Here is an 11358-nt window from a genome sequence, read left to right on the forward strand (position 1 = left end):
AAACAATGCTAGATAAAAATACGATTGCTCAAGACTTTCCCATTCTCGATCAACTAGTTCACGATGAGCCTTTGGTTTATCTAGATAATGCAGCGACGACGCAAAAACCTAAACGTGTTCTTGAAGCAGTTAATCACTATTATTTGCAAGATAACGCCAATGTCCATCGTGGAGTCCATACTTTGGCAGAACGAGCGACAGCAGCCTATGAAGCAGCGCGTGAGAAAGTCAGAAAATTTATCAATGCTTCATCAACCAAGGAAGTGCTCTTTACAAGAGGGACAACGACTGGACTCAACTGGGTAGCCCGCTATGCAGAAGAAGTCCTAAAGGAAGGGGATGAAGTCCTGATTTCCATTATGGAACATCACTCCAACATCATTCCTTGGCAGCAAGCCTGCAAGAAGACGGGAGCAAAACTGGTCTATGTCTATCTAAAAGATGGCTTACTGGATATGCAGGACTTAAAGAGCAAGCTTAGTGAGAAGACAAAATTTGTCTCCATCACCCATGCTTCGAACGTCTTAGGGGTGGTCAATCCGATCAAGGAAATTGCTCGATTAGCTCATGAGGTTGGAGCGATCATGGTCGTAGATGGGGCTCAATCAACCCCTCATATGGCCATTGATGTACAAGACTTAGATGCGGATTTCTTTGCTTTTTCTGGCCATAAGATGGCTGCACCAACAGGGATTGGTGTCCTCTATGGAAAGGAAGAAATATTAGAACAAATGTCTCCGATCGAGTTTGGGGGCGAAATGATTGACTTTGTTTACGAGCAATCTGCCTCTTGGAAGGAATTACCTTGGAAATTTGAAGCTGGAACACCTAATATGGCGGGCGCAATTGGTCTTGGTGCAGCAATCGATTACTTAGAAGAGCTGGGTATGAACCAGGTAGAAGCGCATGAGCAAGAATTGATTGCCTATGTGTTTCCAAAATTACAGGCTATCGAAGGCTTGACCATCTATGGCTCCCAAGACTTAGCCCAACGTTCTGGAGTCATTTCCTTCAATCTAGGAGATCTCCATCCGCATGACTTAGCAACAGCATTAGATTATGAAGGAATTGCCGTTCGTGCAGGTCACCACTGTGCACAACCGCTCCTTCAATACCTACAAGTCCCAGCGACAACGAGAGCAAGTTTTTATATCTACAACACCAAAGCGGACTGTGATAAATTAATTGAGGCATTGATCAAAGCAAAGGAGTTTTTCAATGGCACTTTCTAAATTAGATTCGCTGTACATGGCGGTCGTAGCCGACCATTCAAAACACCCCCATCACCAAGGGCAGATTGAAGATGTTGATCAGATCCAACTCAACAATCCAACTTGTGGAGATGTGATCCAGTTGAGTGTGAAATTTGATGAGAATGACAGGGTGGAAGATATTGCCTTTGTGAATTCAGGTTGTACGATCTCAACGGCTTCAGCTAGTATGATGACGGATGCTGTAATGGGAAAAACAAAAGAGGAAGTCGAAGAATTGGCACAGGTCTTTTCAGAAATGGTCCAAGGCCAATCAGATCCTCGCCAAGAGGAGTTGGGAGATGCAGCCTTCTTATCTGGAGTCTCAAAATTCCCACAACGGATTAAATGTGCAACCCTCTCCTGGAATGCTCTCAAAAAAGCGATCGAACGTAGCAAATAATTAAAAGAAGAAACAGAGAAAGAAAGGAAATTATGGCTGAAGAAAGAGTCGAACCGAAACCAATTGATCTCGGTGAATATAAATTTGGATTTCACGATGACGTTCAACCCATTCTCTCTACCGGGAAGGGATTGAATGAAGCGGTTATTCGTGAATTGTCTGCAGCAAAAAATGAACCAGAATGGATGCTTGAATTCCGTTTGAAATCTTTTGAAACCTTCAAAAAGATGCCCATGCAAACCTGGGGAGCCGATCTATCAGAAATTGACTTTGATGATTTGATCTATTATCAAAAACCTTCGGATAAACCTGCCCGTTCATGGGACGAAGTCCCAGAGAAAATCAAGGAAACCTTTGAGCGTATCGGGATTCCTGAAGCGGAACGTGCTTACTTAGCGGGGGCTTCTGCTCAGTATGAATCAGAAGTGGTTTACCACAATATGAAAGAAGAGTTTGAAAAGTTGGGGATTATCTTTACCGATACGGATTCTGCCCTAAAAGAATATCCAGACCTTTTCAAACAGTATTTTGCGAAGTTAGTACCACCAACGGACAACAAATTGGCTGCCCTCAACTCAGCAGTCTGGTCTGGTGGAACCTTCATTTATGTACCAAAAGGTGTAAAAGTAGACGTCCCACTTCAAACTTACTTCCGTATCAACAATGAAAATACAGGTCAGTTTGAGCGCACTTTGATTATTGTGGATGAGGGAGCAAGTGTCCACTATGTAGAAGGCTGTACAGCGCCGACCTACTCAAGCAATAGCCTCCATGCAGCGATTGTTGAGATCTTTGCCTTGGATGGTGCTTATATGCGCTACACGACTATCCAAAACTGGTCTGACAATGTCTATAACTTGGTCACCAAGCGGGCCAAAGCCCAAAAAGATGCTACAGTTGAGTGGATCGACGGGAACTTAGGAGCGAAGACAACCATGAAGTACCCATCTGTTTATCTAGATGGAGAAGGAGCGCGTGGGACCATGTTGTCCATTGCCTTTGCGAATGCAGGTCAACACCAAGATACAGGTGCCAAGATGATCCACAATGCCCCTCACACTAGCTCGTCTATCGTATCCAAATCCATCGCGAAGGGTGGCGGAAAGGTAGACTACCGTGGACAAGTGACTTTCAACAAGAACTCTAAGAAATCAGTTTCTCACATTGAGTGTGACACTATTATCATGGATGATTTATCTGCATCAGACACGATTCCATTTAATGAAATCCACAACTCACAAGTTGCTTTGGAGCACGAGGCCAAGGTTTCAAAAATTTCAGAAGAACAACTGTATTATTTGATGAGTCGTGGTTTGTCTGAATCAGAAGCGACAGAAATGATTGTCATGGGATTTGTAGAGCCCTTTACAAAAGAACTTCCAATGGAATACGCCGTTGAGTTAAACCGACTCATTAGCTACGAAATGGAAGGATCTGTAGGATAATTCATTTTCATCAATCAAAAATCACAATGGATTTGACTCCATTGTGATTTTTTTACTTATAATTTTTCGTTGACATAACGAACAAATTCATTCCACCAAACCTTTAAGAAAAAGCTTTTCTCAATGGTTCTTCCTGCTACCATATCGACTGTTGGTTCTTGATCTTCTAAGTAGCCACGTCCGATTTTATCTGGATCAGTGTAGTGTAATTTTCCAAGATTTGTGCCTGATTTGACAGGTGCTCGGAATGATTCTTGGTCACTCTTGAATTGAATTTTTGGTTCTGCTTGACTGCCTTGCTTTTCAACGATATAGAAGTCTTTTTTTGCAACAGCTAAAACAGTCTCTGACTTCCCATCCATGATAGTTGCCTTACTTTTTCCGTAGGGATCTCCTTCTTTGACGACAATGGAAGAAACAAAGGTCCGTACCACGTAGTTCATCAGAGAAGAAGTAGCCACAAAGCGTGCATATGGATCACCGTCAACTGCCTCAACTCCTAGGACAACTGTGATCATATGGATGCCATTTTGCGTCGTCGATGCAGCAAAGGTGATGCCACCTTTGGTAGAGTTGCTGACCCGTAGGCCATCAACTCCAGAACGGTAATTCGGCATGCCTTCTAGCATCAGGTTGGGGTTTTCAATCTGCGTGTTTGAAAAAAGAGCAGTGGGTTTTGAAGTATATTTGGTCACTTCAGGAAAATCCTGAAGTAAGTGCTTGGCAATAACAGCAATATCATAAGCACTTAATTGATTTTCGTCTTCTTTCCCGTCAGGATCTCCGCTGATGGTTTGAGTATTTAATCCAGTAGCATTAATTAAATGAGGAGATTGAATGCCCCATTCAGAAAGTTTCTGCTTCATTTTTTCAACGAAGCTTTTCTCAGAGCCACCCACTTTCTCAGCTAAGGCAAAGGCAGCAGTACTAGAATTTCCAACTAAAAGGGCAGTCAATAACTGTTCAACCGTATATTGGTTCGCTTCCATAGGAAGAGTACCAGCACCTTCGATATCATTTAAGGCCATAGCTTTCTCAGACAGTTTGATAGGATCTTTTAGAGAAAGTTTTTTTTCATGAATAGCTTCGAAAATCAGATAAGTAGTCAAGAGTGTAGATAGTCCACCCACATCTCGCTTTTTCTCTGAATCCTTTTCATATAAGATTTTACCTGTATCAGCTTCAACAGCAATAGCACTTTGAGCAGGAAGATCTAGCTCATCTGCTAGAACGACTTGATAAGGTAAACTGCATAACAGCAGGATGAAGGTTAAAAAAGAAAGAAAGAATTTTTTCACAGTTGTTTCCTCGTTGCTTAGTCCTCTCTATTGTATCATACAAATGATTAATGGAAAATTGTAAAATCATCAATTAGGCTAAAAAGTCAATCATAGCAAGGTTTTTGGATGGGATTGAAGCAAATATTCAGAAAATTTAGTTTACTTTTTTTTCTACTTGTGATATAATCTTAAACAAATCTAAAAAAACTATTGGAGAATTCCTATGAAAAAAGGTAAAGTATTCGCAGTTGCCGGAGTAACACTCCTTGCAGCTGGATTGTTGGCTGCATGTTCTGGTTCAAATACTAGTAAAGCAAGCTCAGGTGAAGACAAAAACTATGGTTATGTCTACACAGATGATCCTCAAACTTTGGACTACACTGTATCTTCTAAAGCTGCTACACATGATATCACTACAAATGTCGTAGATGGTTTGATGGCAAATGACAAGTATGGAAATCTTGTGCCATCACTTGCAGAAGATTGGTCTGTTTCAAAAGATGGTTTGACTTATACCTACAAGATTCGTAAGGGTGTTAAATGGTACGATGCAGATGGTGAAGAACATGGTGAAGTGACTGCCAAAGACTTCGTAACTGGTTTGAAACACGCTGCTGATAAAAAATCTGAAACCCTTTCACTTGTTCAAGGTTCTGTCAAAGGCTTGGATGATTATGTACAAGGAAAAACTACAGACTTCAGCCAAGTTGGTGTCAAAGCGGTTGATGATTACACACTTCAATATACATTGAACAAACCTGAAACCTTCTGGAACTCTAAAACAACAAACGGAATCTTGTTCCCAATTAGCACAGAGTTCTTGAAGAGTAAGGGAGATGATTTTGGTCAACCAAACGATGTGAAATCAATCCTTGCAAACGGACCTTTCCTTCTTAAATCAATCACTTCAAAATCATCTGTTGTATTTGAAAAGAATGACAACTACTGGGATAAGAAAAACGTTCACCTGAAAGAAGTGAAACTCACTTATTATGATGGATCAGACCAAGATTCATTGGCGCGTGGTTTCTCTGATGGTGCTTATACAGCTGCTCGTCTTTTCCCGGCAAGTTCAAACTTTGCAACTGTATCTAAAAAATACAAAGACAACATCTATAATACACCGGCTGGTTCAGGGGTAGCGGTTCTTGGTTTCAACATTGACCGTCAATCATACAAACACACAGCTAAGAAATCAGATGCTGAAAAATCTTCTACTAAGAAAGCAATCTTAAACAAAGATTTCCGTCAAGCTATCACCTTTGCCTTGAATCGTGAAAACTATTCAGCGCAAGTAAATAGTAAAGCATTTGCTAAACCAGCTATCCGTAATACCTATACAGCTCCTGCTTTTGTACAAGTTAATGGGAAAGACTTTGGAGATGTGGTTGCAGATAAGTTGACTACTTATGGAGACCAATGGAAAGGTGTCAACCTTGCAGATGGTCAAGACGGTCTTTACAACAAAGACAAAGCAAAAGCACAACTTGAAAAAGCAAAATCTGAACTTCAAAAAGATGGCGTTCAATTCCCAATTCATATTGACGTACCAGTAGCACAAAACTCTACAAACTTTGTTTCACGGATGCAATCATTGAAACAAACAGTGGAAGATACTCTTGGTAAAGACAATGTCGTTCTTGACCTTCAAATGATGGACCAAGACGAAGTGTTGAACATCACATTGAATGTTCCATCAGCTGCAGATGCAGATTGGGATCTTCAAGGATTGGTCGGATGGAACCCAGACTACGATGATCCATCAACTTACCTTGATACTCTTCAACCATCATCAGAAGACCAAACAAAAGTTTACCTTGGTTTTGCAGGTGGTGTAGATAATGCTTCAGCCAAAGCAGTTGGCTTGGATGAGTATGCGAAACTTCTTGCAGATGCTAATAGCGAATCACTTGATGTAGCTAAACGTTACGAAAAATATGCTACTGCTCAAGCTTGGTTGAGTGATAGTGCCTTGGTAATCCCAACAATGTCAAGCACAGGCGCAGCAACAGTTGTTTCTAAAGTGGTTCCATTCTCTGGCCCATCAGCTCAAACAGGTAACAAAGGATCTGCTTACTTCAAATATGTAGAAGTTCAAGATGAACCTGTTACTAAGAAACAATACGAACAAGCACGTGAAAAATGGCAAAAAGAAAAAGCTGAGTCAAACAAAAAAGCTCAACAAGATCTTGAAAAACACGTTAAATAATTAATTATTGCTTTTCATTAGAACTTTCTCTTCTAGGGGAGAAAGTTCTTTTGGACATTAAAGGAATGAAATATGAAAAAATATGTTTTTATGCGTATTTTGCGTTCGTTAGTGTCGATCTTTCTCGTTACGACATTAACCTACATGATTATCTATACGCTAACACCGAGAAATCTCATCTTTAAAAATGACCCCAACTACAATAAAGTAGCGAAGACAAAAGATTCGAAGATCAACTACGAAAATACTGTCTACGATCGCATGGGTTATTTGGAATACATGGATTCAAAGAGCTTGCAACAAAAAGCAAGTAAAGAAGATTCTTCTGTAACAGTTGATGCGACAACTGCTAATGAAAAGATCTATAAGGAATACATTAACAAATTAGGTCATGGTTGGCAGTTGAAACGTTTCCCAGAAAGTAAGTCTTTCTATGCGGTGCGTGAAATTCCAGTTTTTGAACGTGTCGTCAGCTTCTATGCGAATTTGATTCAATTTGATCATCCAGGTTGGGTGAAAGATGCTTCAAATCCAAACCTCAAACGCTATATCCGTATTGAAAATGATCCGTCTATTGGTTGGTCAGTTGTAGGTTCTGGTACGAAACACAAATACCTCTTGTACTTTAATGGTCAATTCCCATATGTACACCAAAACTTTGTGACCTTAAACCTTGGAAATTCATATCCAACTTATTCAAATACCCCTGTTCTTCAAGTTATTACCCAAGGACAAGGAACAACTAAGAAGAGTGAAGTGAACTTCCCAACAGGTAAAAAGACATCTTCCATCGATATCTACTCACGTACCTACAAATCACCAAGTAAGGCAGACTCACAAGATATCAGTCGATTTGGTAAAGGGGACGCTTATACAGCAACGTTGAGCAACTATGAGAATCCATCCATGATTGCATCTTCTTCAATCATTGGTTTGATTGGTATTGCAATTTCTTATTTGATTGCGATCCCATTAGGATCTTACATGGCTCTGTTCAAGAACTCATGGTTTGATAGCATCTCAACAGCTGCTTTGACATTTATGATGTCTCTTCCAACCATTGCTTCGGTCTACATTGTCCGTTTAGCAGGTTCATTCTTTGGGCTTCCAGACTCATTCCCAGTTCTTGGAGCACAGGACTGGCGTTCATATGTATTGCCGTCTCTGATTCTTGGTTTATTGAGTGCACCATTTAACGCCGTTTGGATTCGTCGTTACATGATCGATATCCATTCACAAGATTTCGTCCGTTTTGCTCGTTCAAAAGGATTGTCAGAACGTGAGATTTCAAAAAAACACATCTTCAAAAATGCGATGGTTCCATTGGTATCTGGTATTCCGACATCTATTATTGGAGTTATCTCAGGTGCGACACTTACTGAAACAGTCTTCGCTTTCCCAGGTATGGGTAAAATGTTGATTGACTCTATTAAAGCATCAAACAACACCATGGTTATCGGACTTGTCTTCATCTTCACATCGCTTGGTATCTTTGCTGCCATGTTAGGTGATATCTTGATGACAGTGCTTGATCCACGGATTAAATTAACGAATACGAAAGGAGGCAAATAATGGCTACAATCGATAAAAATAAATTTCAGTTTGTAAAACGCGATGACTTTGCCTCTGAAGTAATCGATGCTCCAGCGTATTCATACTGGAAATCTGTATTCAGACAATTCTTTAAAAAAAGAACCACGATCATTATGCTTGCTGTTTTGATTGGGATTCTCTTGATGAGTTTTATCTACCCGATGTTTTCAAATTTTGATTACAACGACGTAAGTAAGGTAAATGACTTTTCAGCACGTTTGAATCCACCAAGTGCCAAAGCTTTCTTTGGTACAGATAACAACGGTAAATCCCTCTTTGATGGAGTTTGGTTTGGTGCTCGAAATTCGATTATCATTTCCTTTATCGCAACTGTTATTAACGTGGTGGTCGGAGTCATCGTTGGTGGAATTTGGGGAATCTCAAAATCCATCGACCGTATCATGATGGAAGTTTATAACGTTATTTCAAACATTCCATTTATGTTGATCGTTATCGTCTTGACTTACTCAATGGGATCTGGTTTCTGGAATTTGATTCTTGCCATGTCCTTAACAGGATGGATCGGAATTGCCTACATGATTCGTGTTCAAATCATGCGTTACCGTGATTTGGAGTACAACTTGGCCAGTCGAACATTAGGAACACCAACGTTGAAAATTGTTACGAAAAATATTTTACCTCAATTGGTATCTGTAATCGTGACCCAGACATCACAAATGTTACCAAGTTTTATTTCTTACGAAGCTTTCCTTTCCTTCTTCGGACTTGGTCTTCCAATCACAGTTCCAAGTTTGGGACGGTTGATTTCTGACTATTCTCAAAACGTAACTACAAATGCCTACCTATTCTGGATTCCACTTACTGTTTTGATTTTAGTATCCTTGTCATTCTTTATCGTCGGACAAAACTTGGCCGATGCCAGCGACCCACGTACACATAGATAGGAGGAGTAGATATGACATCAAATAACAATATTATTTTATCTGCTCAAGATATCGTAGTGGAATTTGACGTGCGCGATCGCGTACTGACAGCCATTCGTGGCGTATCGCTTGAGCTAGTAGAAGGTGAAGTTCTTGCCTTGGTTGGTGAGTCAGGTTCAGGGAAATCAGTTTTGACAAAGACGTTCACCGGAATGTTAGAAGATAATGGCCGTATTGCCCAAGGTTCGATTAAATACCGTGGTCAAGAATTGACAGATTTGAAATCGAATAAAGATTGGGAAAATATTCGTGGATCTAAGATCGCTACAATTTTCCAAGACCCAATGACAAGTTTGGACCCAATCAACACAATTGGTTCACAAATTACAGAAGTCATTATCAAACACCAAGGGAAAACAGCTAAAGAAGCTAAAGAAATGGCTTTGGACTATATGGAGAAAGTTGGAATTCCAGATGCGGAACGTCGTTTTGATGAGTATCCATTCCAATATTCAGGTGGGATGCGTCAACGGATCGTTATTGCCATCGCCTTGGCCTGCCGTCCAGATATCTTAATCTGTGACGAACCAACAACAGCCCTAGACGTAACCATTCAAGCGCAAATCATTGATTTGTTGAAATCTCTTCAAAAAGAATACCAATTTACAGTTATCTTTATCACCCACGACTTAGGTGTGGTTGCAAGTATTGCAGATAAAGTAGCCGTTATGTATGCTGGAGAAATTGTTGAGTTTGGTAAAGTAGAAGAAATTTTCTACGATCCAAAACATCCATACACATGGAGCTTGCTTTCAAGCTTGCCTCAATTGTCAACCTCAGATGGTGATCTTTACTCTATTCCAGGAACTCCGCCATCATTGTATGCTCCAATCAAAGGAGATGCCTTCGCACTTCGTTCAGACTATGCAATGCAGATTGATTTTGAAGAAGAGGCACCTGCTTTCAAAGTAACCGATACTCACTGGGCTAAGACATGGTTGCTCCATCCAGATGCACCAACAGTTCATAAACCAGATGTAATCGAAAACCTTCACGAAAAGATTGGCTCAAAAATGGGCTTCACTCACATTACAGAATAGGAGGAAGGAAATGACTGAAAAATTAGTTGAAATTAAAGATTTAGAAATTTCCTTCGGTGAAGGAAGTAAAAAATTCGTTGCTGTAAAGAACGCCAACTTTTTCATTAATAAGGGAGAAACGTTCTCTCTTGTTGGTGAATCAGGAAGTGGTAAGACAACAATTGGGCGTGCGATCATCGGTTTGAATGATACAAGTGCTGGAGAAATTATTTATGACGGTCGCAAGATCAACGGAAAAAACTCTCATAGTGAAAAATCAGAGTTGATCCGTAAAATTCAAATGATCTTCCAAGACCCAGCAGCAAGTTTGAATGAACGTGCAACAGTTGATTATATTATCTCTGAAGGTTTGATCAACCACCATTTGTTTAACAGCGAAGAAGAACGTCAGGAAAAAGTAAAAAATATTATGCATGAAGTTGGGCTTCTAGCAGAACATTTGACACGTTATCCTCACGAATTCTCAGGTGGTCAACGTCAACGGATCGGTATTGCCCGTGCACTTGTCATGGAACCAGAATTTGTCATTGCGGATGAACCAATCTCAGCTCTTGACGTTTCAGTACGTGCACAGATCTTGAACCTTTTGAAAAAATTCCAAAGAGAATTAGGCTTGACCTACCTCTTTATCGCCCATGACTTGTCAGTTGTACGCTTCATTTCTGACCGTATTGCAGTTATCTATAAAGGGGTTATTGTAGAAGTGGCAGAAACTGAAGAGCTATTTAACCACCCAATCCATCCATACACTCAATCCCTACTTTCAGCAGTCCCAATTCCAGATCCAATTCTAGAACGTAAAAAAGTTCTAAAAATCTATGATCCAGAACAACATGATTACTCTGAAGATAAACCACAAATGGTTGAAATTAAACCAGGTCATTATGTATGGGCTAACAAAGCTGAAGAAAACAAATACAGACAAGAATATAAATAGAGAGGATTCCCTCTCTATTTTCTTTTTTTCAAAAAAACTTTCAAAAAAATAAATTTTTTTGGAAAAAAGTGTTGACAGTAAGGAGAGGTCATGATATACTAATATAGTTGTCGCGCGAGAGCGACAAAGACCTTTGAAAACTGAACAAGACGAACCAATGTGCAGGGCGCTATAACTAAGGTTATAGTAACTGAACAATAAAAAAACAATAAATCTGTCAGTGACAGAATGAGTTTAAGACAAACAATTATTTTAAT

Annotated in this window: 9 protein-coding genes; 8 read left to right on the forward strand and 1 reads right to left on the reverse strand. The window is 40.0% G+C overall.

Features of this window, described 5'->3' with window-relative positions; translation table 11 throughout:
- Positions 1-5: 5 nt before the first annotated feature.
- The 3 genes from I2E70_RS09730 to sufB are packed head-to-tail and all read left to right on the forward strand — an operon-like array spanning position 6 to position 3098.
- Positions 6-1232: a cysteine desulfurase gene (locus I2E70_RS09730; RefSeq protein WP_195424589.1), complete on the forward strand. Its 1227-nt coding sequence runs from the start codon at positions 6-8 to the stop codon at positions 1230-1232.
- Positions 1219-1653, forward strand: coding sequence for a Fe-S cluster assembly sulfur transfer protein SufU (gene sufU / locus I2E70_RS09735; RefSeq protein ID WP_003010276.1), 435 nt, complete (start codon positions 1219-1221; stop codon positions 1651-1653). Before I2E70_RS09730 ends, sufU begins: the two co-directional genes overlap by 14 nt.
- A 32-nt stretch (positions 1654-1685) precedes the next feature.
- Positions 1686-3098 (forward strand): Fe-S cluster assembly protein SufB, encoded by a 1413-nt coding sequence (gene sufB, locus I2E70_RS09740; RefSeq protein ID WP_003010279.1) that lies wholly within the window; start codon positions 1686-1688, stop codon positions 3096-3098.
- Between the two features lie 56 nt (positions 3099-3154).
- Here the strand turns inward: sufB and I2E70_RS09745 are convergent, their stop codons facing one another.
- A complete protein-coding gene (locus I2E70_RS09745) occupies positions 3155-4396 on the reverse strand; it encodes a serine hydrolase (RefSeq protein ID WP_195190107.1) in 1242 nt (413 codons plus the stop codon).
- Between the two features lie 205 nt (positions 4397-4601).
- On the opposite strand from I2E70_RS09745, the gene I2E70_RS09750 reads away from it, so the two are divergent.
- The 5 genes from I2E70_RS09750 (at position 4602) to I2E70_RS09770 (ending at position 11101) form a co-directional block, all read left to right on the forward strand.
- Entirely contained in the window at positions 4602-6587 is a 1986-nt protein-coding gene (locus I2E70_RS09750) for a peptide ABC transporter substrate-binding protein (protein ID WP_195424591.1), read from the forward strand.
- Positions 6588-6659: 72 nt separating this feature from the next.
- The gene (locus I2E70_RS09755; RefSeq protein WP_023919303.1) at positions 6660-8159 is read left to right on the forward strand and encodes an ABC transporter permease; all 1500 of its coding nucleotides are present in this window, start codon (positions 6660-6662) and stop codon (positions 8157-8159) included.
- Positions 8159-9085, forward strand: a complete 927-nt coding sequence (gene oppC / locus I2E70_RS09760) for an oligopeptide ABC transporter permease OppC (protein ID WP_023919302.1) — start codon at positions 8159-8161, stop codon at positions 9083-9085. Before I2E70_RS09755 ends, oppC begins: the two co-directional genes overlap by 1 nt.
- Before the next feature lie 11 nt (positions 9086-9096).
- The gene (locus I2E70_RS09765) at positions 9097-10164 is read left to right on the forward strand and encodes an ABC transporter ATP-binding protein (protein ID WP_195424593.1); all 1068 of its coding nucleotides are present in this window, start codon (positions 9097-9099) and stop codon (positions 10162-10164) included.
- 10 nt (positions 10165-10174) lie between these two features.
- Complete coding sequence (locus I2E70_RS09770) at positions 10175-11101, forward strand: ATP-binding cassette domain-containing protein (protein ID WP_195424595.1); 927 nt, start codon at positions 10175-10177, stop codon at positions 11099-11101.
- Positions 11102-11358: the final 257 nt, after the last annotated feature.

The sequence above is a fragment of the Streptococcus parasanguinis genome (assembly GCF_015556095.1).
Classification (GTDB): Bacteria; Bacillota; Bacilli; order Lactobacillales; family Streptococcaceae; genus Streptococcus; species Streptococcus parasanguinis_Q.

What these genes read in the sequence shown, in the direction of transcription:
- I2E70_RS09750 (WP_195424591.1), top strand. Translation starts at nt 4,602, where the DNA reads ATGAAAAAAGGTAAAGTATTCGCAGTTGCCGGAGTAACACTCCTTGCA.
- I2E70_RS09730 (WP_195424589.1), top strand. Translation starts at nt 6, where the DNA reads ATGCTAGATAAAAATACGATTGCTCAAGACTTTCCCATTCTCGATCAA.
- I2E70_RS09770 (WP_195424595.1), top strand. Translation starts at nt 10,175, where the DNA reads ATGACTGAAAAATTAGTTGAAATTAAAGATTTAGAAATTTCCTTCGGT.
- sufU (WP_003010276.1), top strand. Translation starts at nt 1,219, where the DNA reads ATGGCACTTTCTAAATTAGATTCGCTGTACATGGCGGTCGTAGCCGAC.
- I2E70_RS09765 (WP_195424593.1), top strand. Translation starts at nt 9,097, where the DNA reads ATGACATCAAATAACAATATTATTTTATCTGCTCAAGATATCGTAGTG.
- I2E70_RS09755 (WP_023919303.1), top strand. Translation starts at nt 6,660, where the DNA reads ATGAAAAAATATGTTTTTATGCGTATTTTGCGTTCGTTAGTGTCGATC.
- oppC (WP_023919302.1), top strand. Translation starts at nt 8,159, where the DNA reads ATGGCTACAATCGATAAAAATAAATTTCAGTTTGTAAAACGCGATGAC.
- sufB (WP_003010279.1), top strand. Translation starts at nt 1,686, where the DNA reads ATGGCTGAAGAAAGAGTCGAACCGAAACCAATTGATCTCGGTGAATAT.